The sequence below is a fragment of the Lentzea sp. NPDC037011 genome (assembly GCF_055607425.1).
Map to the genome: position 1 here is coordinate 36,252 of NZ_JBVJRT010000018.1, position 18,488 is coordinate 54,739.

Below are 18,488 nucleotides of genomic sequence, written 5' to 3' on the forward strand. Positions count from 1 at the left end.
TTCACCGCGGCGGTGACCGCCGCGGCCGACCTGACGGCGTTCGCCTTCTACAAGGACGTCACGACCGACGGCAAGGAGGGCGCGACCGTCAAACCCGGTGCGCTGCTGGTGATCGAGGGCGACCCGATGGTGCTGGAGAAGTCCAGCACCGAGGACGTCGCCACGGACGTCGCGACCGGCACCTCCACCGCGCGGCAGCCCGAGCGCCTGCACCTCGTGCGGTTCGGTGTGCGGACCACGGTCGTCGCGGAGGTGCGGTCGCGCCGCTGGCGCAACGCCTGGGGCGTGCTGCGGCCCGCGGCTCCGGCGACGGCCAACGAGCAGTTCGACCTTCCGCGTGCCGTCACGGCCTGGGTGACCACCGCACAGCTGGACGCCATCCGCACGAAGCAGGCCGAAGAGGACGCCCGCGTCCGCGACCTGGCCACGAGGAGCGATCCCGCCACGTCCGCGCTCGCGGCGCTCGCGGTCACCACGCTGGCCGGCACGGCACCGGCCGCTCCCTCCGCCGTCGCCGACGCGTTCGCGGACGACCCGGCCGCAGCCGTGGACGACGAGACCGGGGAGACGGCAGGGGACCGGGTCGTCGCACCTCCCGCGTTCCTGCGTCCCGGCGAACCGCTGTCGGTGGGCCTGGGCGTGGTGGACGGCGTGGTGGACCTGCGGTCCGTGCTGCCCGAGCTGCGCCGCGACCTCGAACGCTCGCTCGGCCCCAAGCGCGCCCGCCGCCTCATCCCGCTCTCACCGTTGAGCACGGGCCACGACAACTACGCGGCCATCAGCTCGTGGCTCTCCGACGCGCAGACCACGCTGGAGGACTCCGCGCGCGGCGGCGTTCCCCAGCCGTTGCGCCTGGAGGACCGGACCACCGGTGAGACCTACGACGTCGTCATGACCAACGAGCTGCTGGACCGGCCGGTGTTCGCCGGCCTCGAACACGGCGACGTCAAGCAGACCAGGGGCACGACGACGCTCGGTTCCCGGGTCCGCACCTTCACCAGGACGTTGCTGCGGCTGGAGCCGGTGGTGCTGCCCGCACTCCAGGCCGGCGGCCCGGCGCCGGACGAGAACGCCTCGCGCAGCAACCCGTACGCGATGATGGGCGGCGGCGTCATCGGCGACGTCCTGCTGGGACGCAAGAAGAAGACGACGAAGAAAACGCACAAGGTCGTGCGTGAGAGCAGCGCCGAGACGTCCGGCACGTTCGCCAGGTTCCACGCGCCCGTCGAGTTCACCGTCGCGATCGAACGGCACGGCCGGCGGGTGGCGGAGGCCGGTGCCGCGCACGACGTCTCGATCCTGCACCTGCCGGAGGACACGGTTCCCGCACGCCCCGCCGCGGTCGTGGCCCCCGTCGTGCAGCCGGAGGAGGAAGCGGAACCGGACGCGCTCACGCGCTGGCGCGGCGACACCGGCCTGGGCCGCGGCTGGGCCGGGCACCTCAGGTTCGACGTCGGTGACCTGGTCGCCGCGGCCGAGCTCGCCCACCGCGAGGGAACGGGACTCCGCGAGGTCCCCGCGGACGTCCGCAGCGCCCTGCGCACCACCCTCACCGGGCCGCGCTTCAAGGCGTTGCTCCCGTTGCACGCCACCACCGGGACGCCCCTGGAGATCCCGCTCGGCGGCGGCCGGTCACTCGAACTGCACGCGCGCAGGACCGGCACCCCGACGCTGACCGGCGTCTCGGCGCGCACCACCGTCTCGACGCAGGGCAACAGCTCCGGCACCGAGACCGTGGCGGAGGAGTCGGCCGCCGAGTTCGGCATGGCCGCCGGCCCCCTGCTCGGTCCGGGCGGCACACAGCCGCCGGGCCACGAGAAGTTCGGCGAGCAGAAGACCCTCGGCGGCGGCGCGGCGTTCGCGGTGCCGCTGCGGGTGGTGGGCGGCACCGGCTCCGAAGGCGAGGCCGAGGCCGAGCACCACCACGACGGCGAGTCCGTTCCCGCGTCGAGCTCTACGGGCCTGGCGGGGCTGTGGCTCAACGACATCGAGGTGCGGTTCGTCGCCAGGACCCAGGGCCGCACGCGGCACCGCGACCGCGCCGCCGTGGTGGACTTCGGGGTCCGCGACGCGGTCGTGCTCGTCGACGACGACCACCAGGACCGCATCCCCGCCGAGCTCGCCGACACCGCCCGCACCCTCGCGGCGGCCGACGCGACGCTCGTGGCCGCAGCGTCCGCCCTCGCGGGAGCCCTCGACGCCGCTCAACGCGACGTCGAGGGTTCGGCGGAAGCGTTGGCGCGGGCGGAGAACGCCCACGCCGACGCGCTCGACGCCTGGTGGGACGCCCTGCACGCGCACGAGGCTCAGGTCGGCACGCTCACCGAACCCGCTGACGAGCACCTGTTGCCGCCGCTCGACCTCGGCCCCCGCGACACACCGGCCGAGCTGCGGGACCTCCTCGACGACACGATGGAGACGCCCGTTGCCGTGGACGAGTCCGGTGCACGGGTGCCCGCACCGCGTCCCAGCCCGAACCCCACCGCGGAGATCCGCCTGTCCCCGGCAGCGCCCCGGCTGACCCCCGCCGACCGGGTCCGCGTCGGCCGGGTCCTCGGACGGGCGGGCGAGCTCTCCGCCACCGGTCTGGAGATCGTCGCCCACGGCGACCTCACCGGTCCGGCACCGGCCGCCGCGGTGTCGGCGGTGATGGCGGAGATCACGCGCTCCGCCCGGCGTGGTGCGGGATCGGCGCCGCGCCCGCCCGTCCAGGTGGAGATGAGGCACGTCGCGGAGGCCGGGGACGTCCGGGTGGAGTTGCGGGCCGTGCTCGCCGCGGACGACGCACCGCCCGTCCGTGGTGATGTGCCGCCGAGTCCGGAGGAGGTGCGGCCGGCTCCCGTGGAGTTGCCGCCGTTGTCAGTGGAGTTGCCGCCCTTCTCGGACGACGTGTCGTCGTTGTCGGACGACGTGCTGCCGGTGCCGGACGACGTGTCGTCGTTGTCATCGGAGGATCTGTCGCTGGTGTCGGGTGATGCGTCGCCGTTGTCGGAGGATTTGCCGCTGGTGTCGGGTGATGTGTCGCCGTTGTCGGAGGATTTGCCGCTGGTGTCGGGTGACGTGTCGCCATTGTCGGACGACGCAACACCGGTGTCAGGTGATGTGTCGCCGATGTCGGACGACACCCCACCGGTTCTGGCTGAGGTGCCGGTTGCGGAGGACGTGCCGCCGACGCCGGACGACGCACCACCGGTCCCGGACGACGCACCACCCGCCTCGCACGAGGACGGCTCCACTCCGCCACCCCGGCCGCTCGCCGCGCCCGCCGATGACGCCGCGCCCGCCGCTGAGGTCGCGGACACCGCGGACACCGACCCGACCGGCGACACTCCCTCCACTGTGGACCCGGAGTCGAAGCCGGAGGTCGACTCGACGGCCACCGTCCGCGACGGTGTGTCCACGCGTGCCGACTCAGCGGCTCCGCCGGAGGAGGCGGTCGTCGAGGTCTCGGGCGAACCGATCAGGACGGAGTCGGGCACCACGTCCTTCGCGGGCCTTGACGACCTGGACGCTGCCCGCAGCGGTTCACCGCGGACCGTTCCGGCCGGGCCTGAGCAGCGGCCGGAGTGGACGGATCCGCGGCAGCCGGCTCCGGTGTGGTGGCAGAAGATGCCCGCCCACGCGTTGAGCGCGTTCCACGACCAGGCGCGCAAGATCGTGGAACGCCACTCGGTGCCGCCCATGTCCCTGGGAGAGCCCAGTGCGCAGCAGGTGGAGCAGCGGAACAAGCACGAGCTCGCCGTGGAGGTGGTTGCCCACCACCTCTACACCACGGACCAGGGGGTGTCGGCGGTTCCGGCCCTGAGCCCGGACGATTTGGTGCGCACACTGGCGAAGGACCTGGGACTGACGAGCCCGCGCGGGCCCCGCGGTGGAGCGCCCGGCGATCAGGACCTCCCGGTACGACCCGATGCCTCCTCGTCGAGCGCGCAACCGCTACCCACGGGGGGCGAGGCCTACGTGGGCAGCAGGTTCAGCGACGAGGAGATCGAGGACAAGATCCGGAGGCGGCATGCCGAGCATCCTCGCGAAACGCAGAAGGACACCCTCAACGCTCTGCGTCTGCAGGGTGTCACGGGCAGCGACACGCGGCTCCTGAAGCTCTACTACAAGGCCACGGGTGTCGTCCCCAGGAAGAAGCAAACCTGGACCGACAAGCAGATCGAGGATCTCATCCGGAAACACCTCTTCGGTCACAGCACCGCCGAGGAGGTTCGTGAAGCACTTCGCGCGGAGGGCGTCCGGGTCAGGAACGAGCGGTTCCTGAACGCGTACCACAGGGTTACGGGAACCGAATCCCGGCCGTACCTGTTCGGGTCCGACGAGGAGAAAGCCGAGTTCTTGCAGAGGCAGATCCTCGCGGGTGGGACTTTCGAGACCGCCATCGAGGCGGCTGGCCTGATCGGCATGGCGGCCACCCACGAGAAGTGGCAGGCCCTGTACCGCCAGGCGGAAGAAAGGGTGAACCAGGACCGCAGCGGGGAGAGGCGGCACGAGCCGGGCGCGTCCGGCTCCGCGGCGAAACGTCCGGTTTCCTCCGTCGAAGGTGTGGTGACCTCACAGCACAAGCGAAGCAGGCCATCGGTCGCCGGCGCGGTCGCGAACGAGCTGGTGGCCCTGTCCCTGGAGGAGAACAGCCCCGCTGCCACTGCTGCTGCGCTTGGGTTGCGTGTCGTCGACATCGCACCCGACGGCGACCACTTCTACGCCGCCGTGCTCGCTTCCGTGCCTGAGCGGGTGTGGTCGGCCCGGCTCGCCGAGCTCGGCGTGGACGTGTCCGTGGCGGGGTTGCGCCAGGCCACGGCGGATGCCTACCGCCGCTTGAAGCTGCCCGAGCTGGGCGGACGGAGCCTGGAGGGCATGAGGCTCCCGGCGGATGCGGTCGAGGACGGTCTGCGCACTTCAGGACAGTGGGACGGCGAGAGCGTTGACGTCGCTCCGCGGTTGGTGCCCGGAGTGTTGAAGATCAACCTCAAGACGATCGCCCACGACGGTCGGCTGTCGACCAACGGCGTCGTCATCGACGACAGCCTCGACACGTATTACGTGGTCCACGACGATGTGGACCACTACCAGGCAACCACCTCGCTCGACGACGCCTCGAACGTCCCTGCTCACGAGCCGTCGGACGACGAGCGGGACCTCGAACTCGTTCGTGAGCGCATTGCCGGTCATCCCGATGACGACGACAGCACGATCCTTGCGATGGTTCGCGCAGGGGGCGCCACGAGTTCCGACCACCGGCTGCACGAGCTGATCGGCGAGGTGCGGAAAGAACGCTTGCAGCGTCTGATGCGCGCTGTCAGGCGGCGGGCGGACGAGCCGAGGGCGGTCAAGGACCACGGCGCCATCACGCGTTCGATCCACGAACGCCTCGTCGAGGATCCTCTCGCCGACAACGAGTCGATCGTTCAGGCCCTTCGTGACCGGGGTGTCGTCCTCGGGACCTCGGGACTGGTGAAACTGATCAACGACATCAGGCTCGCCACCGTCGCAAGCGACCTCGGGCTGCGCGTCGTCGACGTCCCACCCGGCAAGGACTCCTTCTACGAAGCCGTGCTCAAGTCCGTGCCCGGCGATGTGTTGTCCGCCAAGCTCGGTCAGGAAGGGTCCGTGACCGCGTTGCGCCACGCCACGGCGGATGCCTATCGTCGGCTCAAGGCGCGCGAGTTCGGCGTGCGGCACCCGGACGAACTGGCGCCGGACGAGGTCGAGAACGGTCTGCGCACGTCGAGGCACCAGAACGCGCAAAGCGGTCAATGGGCTCCGCAGCTGGTGGTCGACGTGCTGGGCGTCAACCTCAAGACGATCCACGAGAACGGCTGGGTCTCGACCCATCCCGGCTTCGACGACGGACTTCCCGCCTATCACGTCGTCCACCGTGATGGGAACGACTACCAGGCGACCGAGCGCGCGACTCTGCCGGACGAGGTGCGCGAGCGGGTCGTCGCTTTCGTGCCGGCCGTTCACAGCAGGGACACGCTGCTCGATGCGTTGAAGCACGTCCAAGCCCGCCAGTACCCCGCTCTGAACTTGACGAGGGGGCCCAGTGGCGTCCCGGTCAGTCCCGTCACCGCGGAGCTGGTCGGCGAGTGGGTGTCGGCCATGCGGGAGAACCGGCCTGCGTTGACGCCCGTGGAGATCGCGCGGCTCTCCGGCGGTCTGGTCACCGCGGAGGCGGTCGAGCGCATCCACCGTGCCGCTCGCGACACCACGCCTGCCGCACCCGCTGCGCCTGCGGTGCCGGGGGATGCGGACCTGCCGAGTGACGACCGGCTCAAGGACATGATCCCGGATACCGGGCACCGCCGGGCGACCGCCGGGTTCTCTGCCGCCCAGGACGCCTTGATCCACGCACCGGTCGGCGACCCGGACCGGCCACGTCCGAGCGAGCTCGCCGTCGGGCCGCTCGCCGATCGGGATCTGCCGGTGCGGTCCGGCCCCGCCTCGTCGCCCACGGAACCAGCGCCGGTGCTGCCGGGCGCCGAGGACGGCTCGCACGGCGAGAACCCGCCGGTACCGGGAACACCGTCCCGTCCCCGCAGGGGGTTGAGCGACGATCAGGTCATCGCTGCGGCTCGGGAGTACCTTGCCGAGAATCCTGATGCCGGCATCATGCTGCTCGTCGAGGCCGTACGTCAGCGGGGCGCCACCGGCGGCGAGGAGCTGCTGCGGCACCTGGTTCACAAGGCGAGGGGAACCGAGGCCCAGTCTTCTGGTGTCTCGAGTGACGAGGAAATCGAAGGTTTGATCCGGGAGCACCTTGCCGAGAATCCCGATGCCGGCGTCGTGGCGGTCAGGGACGCCATTCGTCTGCGAGGTGCCATCGGCGGCGACGGGAAGTTGCGGAACCTGGTTCACCTGGTCAGGGGAACCCAGGTCCAGGCCTATGGTGGGTTGAGTGAAGATCAAATCAGTGATTTGATCCGGAAGCGTCTTGACGAAAATCCTGGCGAGCGCGTCAAAGACATCATCAAGGCTGTTCGCAGGCAGGGCGCCACTGGCGCCGACCTGTATTTGTCATCGTTGGTTCACGACGCCAGGGGAACCCAGGCCGAGGCCCGTAACAAGTCGAGTGACAGTCAGGTCATCGAGTTGATCCGCGAGTATTTCGCCGAGACGCCTGATGCGGGTGTCTGGACGACTGTCAAGGCTGTTCGTTCGCGGGGCGCCAGTGGCGGCGACAAGCGGTTGGGGGACCTGGTTCGCCAGGTCGTTGATGAGCGGAACACCGGGTTGATCCGTGAGCACGTTGCCGAGCATCCCGAAGACGACTTCAAGGCGATCGTCGATGCTGTCACCGCGCGGGGCGCCATCGGCACCGAGGAGAGGTTGCGGCTCCTGGTCAGCCAGGTCACGGAAATCCAGGGCGGGTCGGAGGAGGATCAGGTCAAGGACTTGATCCGCGAGCACATCGCCGACCATCCCCGCGACAACGTCAAGGCGATCGTCAAGGCTGTTCGTCAGCGTAACGGCGCCGGCGGCACCAACAAGATGATGAAGCTGATCAAAGCTGTTCGGGACGAGCGGGCCACGCCGAGGGCGACCGGGGAGCACGGCATCGCGGCGGGTGCGGTGGAGGAGGGGCTGGGAACTTCGTCAGCGGAGGAGCACGGCCCTTCCGCGCAGTCCGCTGCGGCCGCTGCTCGGCTGGGGCTGCGAGTCGTCGACATCGAACGCGACGGGGACTGCTTCTACGAAGCCGTGCTCAGGTCCGTGCCCCAGGACGTGTGGTCGCGCCGGCTCACGCAACTCGGCAGGAATGCGACGGTGCTGGGTTTGCGCCACGCCACGGCGGACGCCTACCGCGGCCTGAGGAGGCTGGAGCTGGGTTGGCAGAGCCCGGACGACCTGGGCCTGCCGGCGGACGCGATCGAGATCGGGCTGCGCACCCAGGGGCACTGGGCAAGCGAAAGCGGTGACTTCGCTCCGCAGTTGGTGCCCGGAGTGCTGAAGATCAACCTCAAGACGATCACGAACGACGGCGGGCTGTCGACCAACGGCGTCGACATCGACCCCGGCCTCCGCACCTATTACGTCGTTCACGACGGCATCAACCACTACCGGGCGACCGCGCCGCTCGACGCCGCCCAGGACGCCTCGATCCACGCACCGGTCGGCGAACCGGGGCCGTCGCGCGCGGAACCCCTTGCGACAGCCGGTACCGAGGACCGCTCGCACGACGAGACCCAGCCGGCACCGGCAACCCGGGCACCCGCTCAGGAGAAGTCGGCTGACGAGCGGGACGTGGACCTGATCCGCGAGCACGTCGCCCGTCATCCCGACGACGGCGACGCTGCGGTTGTCGCCACGGTTCGCGGATGGGGCGCCACCGGTTCCGACGATCACCTGCACAGCCTGGTCAGCGAGGTCAGGAACGAACGGTTGCAGCGTCTGACGCACTTCGTCAGGCACGGGTCGGATGAGCCGGGAACGGTCGAGGAGCAGCGCGCCGCTGAGCGTGTGATCCACCAGCACCTCGTCGAGAACCCCCTCGACGACACCGAGTCGACTGCTCGGGCTGTTCGTGAGCAGGGGATCCTCCTCGGAAGCACGTGGTTGACGAGGCTGATCGACGACACCAGGCTGTCCATTGCCGCCGACGGGCTCGGGCTGCGGATCGTCGACGTCGCGGCCGGCCGGGACTCCTTCTACGAAGCCGTGCTCAGGTCCGTGCCCAGGGGCGTGTGGTCCGCCAAGCTCGACCGGTTCGGGCAGGAAGGACCTGTGGCGGCGTTGCGTCAGGCCACGGCCGATGCCTACCGGCGCCAGAGGTCGCGCGAGCCCGGCGAGCAACGCCCGGATGAGCTGGAGGCGGACCAGGTCGAGGAGGGACTGCGCACTTCGGAGCATCAGAACGCGCACAGCGGCCACTGGGCTCCGCAGTTGGTGGCCGGCGTGCTGGGCGTCAACCTCAAGACGATCCGCAAGAGCGGCTGGGTGTCGACCCATGTCGGTTTCGATGACGAGCTTCCCACCCATTACGTCGTTCATCGCGATGACGACTGGTACCAGGCGACCGAGCACAAGGACCTGCCGACCGCCGTGCGTGAACGCGTGATCGCCTTTGTGCCGCCTGACCGCGGCTGGAACACGCTGCTCGATGCCTTGGAGTACGTCCAAACCCACGAGCACCCCGCTCTCGACCTGACGAGGAATGCCGGCGGTGTCCCGGTCGACCCCGCCACCCAGCAACTGGTCGGCCAGTGGGTGGAGGCCATGTTGAGGAGTCGGCGTGCGTTCACACTCGCGGAGGTAGCGGAACTTTCCGGCGGCTTGGTCACGGCGGACGTGGTCGAGCGCATCCACCGTGCTTCCGGCGGCACCGCGCCTGTGACACCCGCCGCGCCTGTGACACCCGCCGTGCCGGCCCCATCCGCTGCACAGGTGGCTGTGGAACCGCCGAGTGACGACCAGATCAAGGATTGGATCAAGGAGTATCGCGACGGTGATCCCGGCAGCGGTGTCAAGGCCATCGCGCGTGCCGTTGCCCGACGTGGCCGTGTGCCCAACGACAACTACCTGCGCGCTTTGATCTACGAGGTCATGGCGAGTTCGGTCCGGCGCCGGCAGTTCCGTGACGACCAGATCAAGGACTTCATCCGCAAGCACGTTGACGAGTACTTCGAAGACACCAACAAGATGATCAATCTTGCTGCTCGTGCGCACGGTGTTGCCGTTCAGACATCGCGGTTTTCGGATCTGATCTGGGAGGTCAGGCGGTCTGCCCTTGCCGCTGCGCTCGGGCTGCGCATCGTCCGCGTCGCGCCCGGCAACGACGCCTTCTTCGAAGCCGTTCTCGCGTCCGTGCCCGAGGACGTGTGGTGGACCCGGTTCTGGCAAGTCCGCCGGGAAGCGTCCGTGCGGGGTTTGCGTCACGCCACGGCGGATGCCTACCGCCGCCTGAGGTTGCGCGTGCTGGGCGAGCAGCACCTGGATGCGCTGGAGGTGGATCAACTCGAGACCGACCTGCGCACTCCAGGGCGCTGGGACGCGCGCATCCACGACCTGGCTCCACAGTTGATGGTCGACGTGCTGAACATCAACCTCAAGACGATCAACAGAGAAGGCAAACTGTCGACCAGCGACGCCTTCTCCGACAACCGGGACACCCACTACATCGTTCACGACAGTGGCGTCAGCTACCAGGCGACCGTCCCGGATGCCTCGGCCCAGGCGCCGGTCGGCGCACCGGGACCGCTCGTGACCGCTGCGGGATCGTCCGCCGGTGTCCAGGGCAGCTCGCACGACGAGAACCGGCCGATGTCGGAAACCCGGGCTCCCGCTCAGGAGAACGCGGATGACGTGCGGGACGGGGACCTGATCCGCAGGCATCTCGCCGAGCATCCCGGAGACGACTTCGCGGCGATCTTCAAGGCTGTCGGTCCGCACGCCACCGGCACAGAAGGGAAGTTGCGACTCCTGCTCTTCCAGCTCACCGGTGAGCAGGACGACAGCGCGTGGAGTCCGAGCCAGATCAAGGACGTGCTCAAGGACTACCACGAGGCCCACCCCAAGATCAGCATCACGAACACCGTGGACGCTGTCCTCGCTCAGGGTGTCGCAGCTTCCCGCGCGCGAGTGGCCGCCCTGCTCCGCGACGTCATGGGAACCCCGGTCCGGCATCGCAACAAGTTCACTCGAACCCACGTCCTGGGTTTGATCCGCAAGCACCTCGAGCAGCATCCCGGTGCCGACCAGGTCTCGACTGCCGCAGCCGTTCGCAAGCAAGGCGTCTCCCTCGACAACGAGGAGATGCTCAACCTGCTCCGCCTGGTCCAGCAGTCCATCGCCGCCGCTGAGCTCGGGCTGGACGTCGTCGAGGTCACCACCGGCCCGCACGCCTTCTACGAAGCGGTGCTCAGGTCCGTGCCCGAGGACGTGTGGTCGCGCCGGCTCGGGCAACTCGGCAGGGAAGCGACGGCGCTGGGTTTGCGCCAGGCCACGGCGGACGCCTACCGGAACATGCCGTTGCCCCACCTGGAGTCACGAAGCCTGAACGAGCTGGGGCTCCCGGCGGACGAGGTGGAGCAAGGCGTGCGCAACCCGGGGCCTCGGGACGTGCGGAACAGCCATTGGGTCTCGACGTTGATGCCCGCGGTGCTGGGCGTCAACGTCAAGACGATGACTCTCAAACGTGGCCGGCTGGCGGCCGAGAACGTCCTGATCAACGACGAGCTCCCGACCTTCTACGTCGTTCGCGACGGTAGCGGCCACTACCGAGCCACCATCCGGCTCGAAGCCGCCCCGCGGAACGACGAGGCGACGGGCAGCGGGAGCTGGTCGGCGCCGGACGCCCCGGCACCCGCTCAGGAGAACGCGGGAAGCCGGGATCACGGCGTGCGGACCGACGACCAGATCAAGGATCTGATCAAGGAGTACCACGGCGGCCATCCTGGTAGCGCGGTCCGGGAAATCGTGAACGCTGTCAGCGGTCAGGTTTCCGAGGTCGACCCCGATCGGGTGCGTGCCCTGGTCTACGAGGTCGTCACAGCGTCGGTACCCGTCAAGAACCTCGATGATGAGCGGATCGGGGAGTTGATCCGCGTGCACCTCGCCGAGTACCCCGACGACACCGACAAGGTGATCGTCCTGGCTCTTCGCGTGTCGGGTGTGGCCACCAGGAAAGCGCGGTTGGCGGATCTGATCCACAGGGTCCAGCAGTCCGTCGCTGCCGCTGGGTTCGGCTTGGGCGTTGTCGAGGTCGCTCCCGGCCCGGACTCCTTCTACGAAGCCGTGCTCAGGTCCGTGCCCGAGGACGTGTGGTCGCGCCGGCTCACGCAACTCGGCAGAGAAGCGACAGCGCTGGGTCTGCGCCACGCCATGGCGGACGCCTACCGCCGCATCTGGCTCCCGGCGGGCGAGGTGGAGGAAGGACTGCTCGTCCTGGAGCGTTCGCCCGTTCCGGGTCACGACCTGGTCCCGCGGTTGATCGCCGAAGTGCTGGGCGTCGACGTCAAGACGATCCGCAAGAACGGCCGGTTGGCGACCACCCTCGCCCTCGGTCGCATCCTCCCCACCTATTACGTCGTTCACGTCGGTGCCGATCACTACCGCGCGACCGCCCCGCTCGCCGTCGTCCAGGGTGGTGGCTCGGTCCACGCACCGGACCTGCCGCGTGTGACCGTGATCGATGATGGGATCTCCGCCGTTCACACTCCGCCGGAACCGTCCGGCCCCGCCCCATCGCACGCGGAACCACCCCCTGCGGTGGAGAGCGGCTCGCACGACGGGAACCGGCCGGCGCCGGAAACCCAGCCCTCACGTCAGCAAGCCCCGCGTCAGCAAGCCCCCGGTGAAGCCCGGGTCGAGAACGCCGAGCAGTCCGTCGCCGCCGCGGGGCTCGGGCTGCGCATCGTCGACGTCACAACCGGTCCGGACTCCTTCTACGAAGCCGTGCTCAGGTCCGTGCCCGGGGCCGTGCTGTCGGATCGGCTCGGGCGCCTCGGCCAGGAACCGTCCGTGACGGGTCTGCGCAACGCCACGGCGGACACCTACCGCCGCATGAAGCTGCCCGAGCGGGGCGGGCGGAGCCGGGACGAGCTCGGGCTCCCGGCGGATGAGGTCGAGACCGGTCTGCGCACGCCGGGACGTTCGAACAGGCAGAGCGCCTTCTTGGCTCCGCAGCTGGTGATGGAGGTGCTGGGCCGCAACCTCAGGGCGATCCGCGAGGACGGCCGGCTGTCGACCCACAGCGCTTTTGGCGAAGACGTCCCCACCCATTACGTCGTTTTCGACGGTGACGACAACTATCGAGCGACCGAGCTCGTGGAGATGCCGGCCGCGGTGCGTGAACAGCTGATCGGGTTCGTGCCGCCCGCGTACGGGTTGGGCACGTTGCTCGATGCGCTGAAGGACGTCAAAGCCAAGGTGTTCCCCGCCCTGGGGTTGGAGAAGGACCCCAGCGGTGTCCTGACCGATCCCGCCACCCGTGAGCTGGTGGACCGGTGGGCGTCGACCATGCTGAAGCACCGGTCCGGGTTCACGCCCGCGCAGGTCGCGGAACTGTCCGGCGGCCTGATCGTTGTGCGGCAGGACGAACGCGTGCACGACGTCCCTGACGACACCCCGGCCGATGTCACGGCCGGCCCTGTGGAGTCCGCTGTGCCGATGGGCACGGACATGCCGGCCGTGGTGCGTGAGCGGGTGATCGCTTTCGTGCCGCCCGCGTACGGGTTGGGGACGTTGCTCGACGCGCTGAAGGACGTCAAAGCCAACGCGCACCCCGCCCTGGACCTGACGAGGGACTCCAGCGGCATCCCCACCAACCCCACCACCAGGGAACTGGTCGGCCAATGGGCGTCGACCATGCTGAAGCACCGGTCCGGGTTCACGCCCGCGCAGGTCGCGGAACTCTCCGGCGGCCTGGTCACCGGAGCACTGGCCGAGCACGTCCACACCTTCCCGCACGAGACCCCGTCCGAGGTCGCACCCACCGCACCCGCAGCACCCGCCGCACCGGTGCGTGCTGATCTGCCGGACGACGTGCGCGACCGGATCGTCACCCTGGTGCCACCCGCACACGGCCTGGCCACGCTGCTGGAGGCGTTGGAGCACGTCAAAGCCAACGTGCACCCCGCCCTGGACCTGACGAGGAACTCCGGTGGTGCCCCGGTCGACCTCGTCACCCGCGGGGTGGTGGGGCAGTGGGTGCTGGCCATGCTGGAGCACCCGTCCAAGTTCACGCCCTCGCAGGTTTCGGAGCTGTCCGGCGGCCTGATCGCCACGCACCAGGTCGCGCACCTCTACAACATCGCCGACGACACCCTGCCCGACGTCGAGGGCATGACGTGGTTGGACCAGGGACGGCGAAAGCAGACCTTCGCGGCCGAGGAGGCCGCGCTGTCCCAGGACCTGTACGTCTCGCACGCGATCACCCACAGCCTGCAGCCGATCATGGGGATGGACCAGCAGTTCCCCTGGCGCGACCCGGCCAACCCGCTCTACGCGGTCACGCCGATGCTCGCCGGGCCCGACGGCGACATCCACCCCGTGATCCGCGCCGAGGTCGACCAGATCACCGTCCGGGTCGCCAGGGGCAAGAAGCTGGTCGAGCGCATCGCCGCCGACCCCGACGACCACCGCCTGCCCCCGATGACCCCGGAACAGTTCCGCGCGCTGTGGAAGGAGCTCGAGTACAACATGACCGAGCGCCTGCGCCACATCGTGGCCACCGCGGTCAACCCGACTCCGGAGAGCATCACCATCGCACCCCCGCGGCCCCAGCACCCGACCGACCTCATCTACGTCGGCCGTGTGAAGCAGCGGCACGTCCAGCCCCGGGAGGAGGTCCTGGTCGGCCAGTACCAGCTCCTGCTCGCCAACCCACCCGGCAGCGTCCCGGTCGACCAGCAGCCGCTGCTCAGCCAGGCGAAGTTCCTGGAGTTCTACCTCGGTGGCATGTTCGACTTCCGCAAGGACCACGACGGGCAGCTGGAGGAGGAAGCGCAGTGGAGGGGACTGCACCCGCACTACCCGGGATACCTGTTCCACGGAGGTTCTAGGACGAAGCAGAACCTCATCAGCGCCGAAGGAGCAGGCAACTCGACCGCCTTCGCGAACTCCGTCCTCACCCCTGACGGCAAGATCGACCACGATCGCGTCAACGTCGTGTTCCTCGGCATCGAAGCCGTGTTCCCGGACCCGAACCACCCCGAGGGCCTCCTCCAGGTCGGTGGCGGCGTCCAGGTCGCGTTCGACAACGCCGTCGACCCCGCCGCGAACCCCTTCGGAATCCTGCTGGCCGACTACTCCGACGAGTACGAGTTCCCCAAGATCAAGCAAGAACCGCAGGACCAGTGAGCACGAGCGCTCCCGGGAACAGGGCGTCGGCACTGCCGGCGAAGACGTGAGGGACGAGGATGGAGAACATGACCGAGAGCACCGAGGACACCAGGGACAGCGGGCCGCTCGAGAACTGGTTCCTGCTCATGGACCCGGCGTGGGCTCCGTCCGAAGAGGACGAACTGCCGCCGGCGCAGGCCGTCGTCGGGCTGTGGCCGGTGGAGGGCGACGGCCGCGTCGGCCGGTTCCGGGCCAACCCGGACTACGTACCCGCCGACGAGCACTCGCCGACGGACCCGCTGGACGCCGTGCTGAGGCTGGTCCTGCACGGCGGCGCGGAGGTGGAGCACATCCAGCTGATGCTGCGCGACTGCCTGTTCGACATCGCGCTGAACGGGGACGGCAAGCCGCTGGTCGTGCAGTCGCCGGACGACATCGCCTGCGTCGTCGTGGCCACCGCCGAGCCGCACCGCAGGAGGGTCAGCTCACCGCAGTGGCGGCGCATCGACCTCGACGAGCTCGTGATGCTGCTGGCCGACGGTGTGGACGTGCTGTTCAACCCCGGCGGCCCGGCCTCCGTCCGGCTCACCGGCGACTTCATGCGCGAGACGTTCATGATGAGCGACGACGAGGTGTCCGCCGTCCACGAGCGGTTCCGGCAGGAGTCGGGCATGCGCGTCGTTCCCTGGGGGCCGGGGCAGGACGAGACGCCGGCCGCGCAGGACTCCGCCGCACCGCGGTTCAGCACGGAGGCGGAGGCACCGGCCGCTCCGGAGGCGCGGCGGTCGTGACCGGGGTGCGGGAGGACCGGTCCCCGCTCGCCGGTTCCGCGTGGTCGCGAGGAGGTGACTGCGTGCCCGGCCGGGCGGGTGGCTGCTCGGCGACCTCCGCCCCGTCCGGTTCCGCCGCCGGCTCGCCCACAGGTGCGGCTCGCGGGCCTTTCTGCTGCTCCGCGGCGCAGCGCCGGAGCAACCGGGGGTCGATTCCGCTGGGCGACACGGTGTCTCCGTCCACTGACGAGCCTCTCCTCACGCGCCCCGCGGCGCGGCCTTCGGTGCAGCTTTCGGAGGCTGGAGGGGCCGATCACGACTTCGGGTCTCGTTTGGTCCTTCGCCGCCCGTTAGCTTGATCTTTCCGCGCCCCGGCAGACCCCGGTCAGCTCGTGCGGCGGACGGAAGAGGTGAGAGCACGCGCTGCGAGGAGACGAAGCGGTGAACCGTTGGGACCGATGTGGCGACGAAGGCATGATCGGTGTGCTGTCCGGGGGTGAGGTCGAACTGCTGCGGTCCCACGCGGACGGGCTCGTCCTGATGGCGGAGCGGTGGCTGGCCCGGTGCCGGTGGGTGGACGGCAGCACCCGCGGCTCGGGTCGCCTGGTCGCCGACGAACCGGTGTACGACGAGCGCATCACCGCGATCGTGCGCGAGCACGTGCCCGCGGGTGCTGCCGACTGGGAGATCTCGTGGTGGGCGCCGGTGCACCTGGCGGAGACCGCGGAGGCGGCACGGCGCGTCCTGCGCACGCTGCCGGAGTCCGGCGGCGTGGTGCTGCTCGAGACCGCACAGGACGTCGACGCCTGGTGCCGGCTGATCGGCGACGTGCTCGCCGCCCTCAACCCGTGCGGCGACTGCTGCGAGGACGGGCCCACGAGCGCTCAGGCGTGGCTCGAGTCGTTGCTGGGGCCACTGCTGGTCGGCGTCACGGCGTTGTGACCGCGGACGGCGGGAGGCCGTCCGCGGCCGGTCTCAGATGAGGCCGTGGCGCAACGCGTAGGCGACCGCGTGGGCGCGGTTGCGCAGGTTGAGCCTGCTGAGCAGGTTGTGCAGGACGTTCTTCACGGTGCGCTCGGAGTAGATGAGCCGCTCCGCGATCTCGGCGGTGTCGAGGCCGTCCGCGAGGAGCCTGATCACCTCGGTCTCGCGCAGCGACAGACCGGCGAGGGTGAGGTCGCGCGGCCCGAGGGTCGTCTCCTGCAGCTGCTTGAGCCCCCGCAGGACGTTGCCCAGCTGCTCGGCGGGCAGGTCGCCCCGTCCCTCGCGGGCGTCGGTGATGGCGCGCAGCAGCCTCGTCCTGGCCGTGGCTTCCGCGCGCGGCACCAGCACGACGAGTCCGTGCTCGATGGCCGTCCACAGCTCCGCCTGGCGGAGCTCGTCCGCGATGAGGACGAGGCGGGACGTGCCGGGCTGGAACGCCTCCTGCAGGCAGTCGTCCGCGACGGCCACGGTGACGTCGGCGTTCTGCGGGTCCGTGACGATCTCGATGCCGGGCGTCGGCCGCAGCATCGCGAGCAGGCCCGATGCGATCAGCGGGTCCGAGGCGTGGACCAAGACCCGGATGGCCGTGCGGCTTGCGTGCCCTGGTGCCAGGGGGCGCCGGCCGTCCGGCCAGGCGGTCTGCGAAGTCATGTTCACAGGAGACCGTGCGAGCCACGCGGAAGGCCAGCGAGAACGGGGGGCAGGTTTGCGAAACGACAAAGCTGCCTGTCGACCGCCGGTGCCTGCCGGTGCCAGGACGCGGCTGCCGGGAAGCTCGAACTTACCCCTGGTCCACCGGGTGGGGACACGGCTGTTTGCAGCCATATCACCGGGAAGTAATCGATCTCTCGACTCGAACTCTGCCTTCTTGAGGGCCGCGTCTCAATCGGTACCGCCGCATCGGGTGCGTTTGGGCATCATGCGGTTCCTTTCAGGTTCGGAACCGGTCCGTTCGGGGGCGGACGCTCTGCTTGTGCCCGTTTACTGCTGATGTCCGGTCACGGCGAGCAGGCCGAGGGAGGCGTGCGGTGTCCTATCCCCAGTCCGAACAGGTCGAGCAGCTGAAGAGCCAGTACGAGCGGCAGTTCGCCGAACTGCGCGAGACGCAGCGACGGCTCAGCGAGCTGTCGTGCACCGTCACCGCTCCCCGCCGGGTCGTGGCGGTGACCGTCGGGCACGGTGGCGTGGTGAAGGACGTGAAGTTCCCGAGCGGCGCCTACAAGCGCATGACACCGGCAGAACTGGAGTCCGCGGTCCTGAAGACCATCACGGACGCGCAGCAGCAGGTGGCGGACGAGGCCGCGGACGTGATCGCGCCGACGCTCCCTCCCGGGGTCGACGCGCGCAAGCTCTTCTCCGGGGACGTGGACCTGCAGTCGCTGCTGCCTCCCACGCCCGAGCTGCGCCCCACCACCCGTGACGTCATGAACATCAGGGACTGAGCGCGATGATCAAGTCGGAGAACCCCGGCGAGGACGCTTCCGGTGACGAGCAGAGCGGAGGCGGCAGCAGCAGGCCGGCCCCGTTCAACCTCGGAGACGGGTCGGGGCGGATCTCCGTCGACACCGACCAGCTGAACCGGGGTGCGGCGGGCTTCGAGTCGGCTGCCGACCGGTTCCGCCACTACGCGAACAGCAACAGGGAGCTCGCCTCCTACGCGCCGTTGCCGTCCGGTCAGGGCGACGAGAGCTGGAACGCGTTCGCCCCCAAGTACTACAAGCGCTCGGAGGAGTACCTGAACGGCCTCGCCAGCCTGGCGAAGGCCATCGGCGTCATCGCCGGCAGCGTGAAGCAGGTCAGAGCCTTCTGCGTGGGCACGGAGGAGAACGCCACGGACATCTCGCTGAAACTCAAGGATGCAATGGGCCCCGGGAACGCGCCCGGCCAGAAGCCGGACGGTGACGGCCGCCGCTGACACCGCTGCTGCTGCTGCGAGGATTTCGACGGACG

The 18,488-nt window shown here is 69.6% G+C and carries 6 protein-coding genes (1 of these 6 only partly in view); 5 read left to right on the forward strand and 1 reads right to left on the reverse strand.

Features of this window, described 5'->3' with window-relative positions:
* The 3 genes from ACZ7CH_RS37375 to ACZ7CH_RS37385 all read left to right on the forward strand — a co-directional run.
* Window positions 1-14,802 carry the 3' end of a hypothetical protein gene (locus ACZ7CH_RS37375; protein ID WP_470376087.1) on the forward strand. 19,914 nt of this gene lie to the left of the window's left edge, so only the last 14,802 of its 34,716 coding nucleotides appear in the window; its start codon lies beyond the left edge, outside the window; its stop codon occupies window positions 14,800-14,802.
* A 68-nt stretch (window positions 14,803-14,870) separates the two neighbouring features.
* Complete coding sequence (locus tag ACZ7CH_RS37380) at window positions 14,871-15,575, forward strand: type VII secretion system-associated protein (RefSeq protein WP_470376088.1); 705 nt, start codon at window positions 14,871-14,873, stop codon at window positions 15,573-15,575.
* A gap of 420 nt (window positions 15,576-15,995) precedes the next feature.
* Window positions 15,996-16,496, forward strand: coding sequence for a hypothetical protein (locus ACZ7CH_RS37385; RefSeq protein WP_470376089.1), 501 nt, complete (start codon window positions 15,996-15,998; stop codon window positions 16,494-16,496).
* Between the two features lie 33 nt (window positions 16,497-16,529).
* Here ACZ7CH_RS37385 and ACZ7CH_RS37390 read toward each other — a convergent pair whose 3' ends face one another.
* Entirely contained in the window at window positions 16,530-17,189 is a 660-nt protein-coding gene (locus ACZ7CH_RS37390; protein WP_089919718.1) for a helix-turn-helix transcriptional regulator, read from the reverse strand.
* A 377-nt stretch (window positions 17,190-17,566) separates the two neighbouring features.
* Between ACZ7CH_RS37390 and ACZ7CH_RS37395 the strand changes: the two genes are divergently transcribed.
* Complete coding sequence (locus ACZ7CH_RS37395; RefSeq protein WP_360388218.1) at window positions 17,567-17,980, forward strand: YbaB/EbfC family nucleoid-associated protein; 414 nt, start codon at window positions 17,567-17,569, stop codon at window positions 17,978-17,980.
* Window positions 17,981-17,985: 5 nt separating this feature from the next.
* On the forward strand, window positions 17,986-18,453 hold the full coding sequence (locus ACZ7CH_RS37400; RefSeq protein ID WP_470376090.1) for a hypothetical protein: 468 nt from the start codon (window positions 17,986-17,988) through the stop codon (window positions 18,451-18,453).
* The last annotated feature ends 35 nt before the right edge of the window (window positions 18,454-18,488 follow it).